The sequence below is a fragment of the Desulfotomaculum copahuensis genome, from assembly GCF_001655685.1.
GTDB classification, from domain to species: domain Bacteria; phylum Bacillota; class Desulfotomaculia; order Desulfotomaculales; family Desulfovirgulaceae; genus Desulfotomaculum_G; species Desulfotomaculum_G copahuensis.
Window position 1 is genome coordinate 1 of the sequence record NZ_LYVF01000006.1, and the last position, 976, is coordinate 976.

Consider the following 976-nt stretch of genomic DNA (forward strand, 5'->3'; position numbering starts at 1 on the left):
GAAAAGTTTCAAACTCGAGTTTAAGATAAACTTGTCCGCCTTTCATCTCCTGAATAAATTAAGAAGCATTCCCGATGGGAATCGAAATAGTTTAACCGACACTGGTGCACGGAACCTACGTTCCAGCGTTTCTTGCCCACACGCCGGGTTTAAGTTTTCCAGTCGGATAGAATCGATTTAACGTGTGATTAAGTGGGCTATTAAAATTATTCTACCGTTGCATTATTACGATTCCATGAAACCTTTGTTAATTTCCGGCAAACCATCTTGCTTTCATCGTCCTGTCTATGCAACACTTTAACCGTGGCAGGTTGAACGCCCATACGCGACGGACGGCAGACACCCCCAAGGGGAGACGCGATTGTCCGGTCAGGCGTGGTAATTGCCACGAGGGAGCCGCCTCAAGGGACGGTTTTTGGTTTTAACCAATCAAATCATCGGCCTGCTTTTTCAGTTCCGCCGCCACAGTCTCCAGTGCGTTAACGGAAGCGCTGATTTCCTGGGCCGATGCCGCCTGTTGCTGGGTGGCCGCCGCCATTTGTTCGATCGATTGGGTCAGCTCCATAATGGACTGCTGCATTTCCCGCAGGGTCTGCAAAATATCTTTTACCGAACGCTGGGTGTCCTGGGACAGTTTGCGTATCTCCCCGGCCACCACGTTGAAACCCCGCCCGGCGTCGCTCACCCGGGCCGCCTCGATGGCCGCGTTAAGTTTCCCAACATGTGGGTCTGTTCGGCGATTTCCTGGATCAGGGCTATATATAGTCCTATTTTGGGGAGATTTTAAAAACCCCGTTTCTTTCGCCTCCACAAAATAAATTTAAAATCCAAGGGGATACCCCCTGCCGTCACACCTTTTCACAGGTCGTGGCCGGGGCTAAAGTTCTGTTCTTTACCTCCCCCCAGGAAACGCTTCTTGTTCCTCCTGTACATCCGCAGGCAAAAATAAATTATTTCTTCCCTCATGCCGCCCGGC

1 protein-coding gene is annotated in these 976 nt (G+C 50.6%); it reads right to left on the reverse strand.

From position 1 onward, the window contains the following. Window positions 1-421: 421 nt before the first annotated feature. Window positions 422-685, reverse strand: a complete 264-nt coding sequence (locus A6M21_RS00670; protein ID WP_066665983.1) for a methyl-accepting chemotaxis domain-containing protein — start codon at window positions 683-685, stop codon at window positions 422-424. Window positions 686-976: the final 291 nt, after the last annotated feature.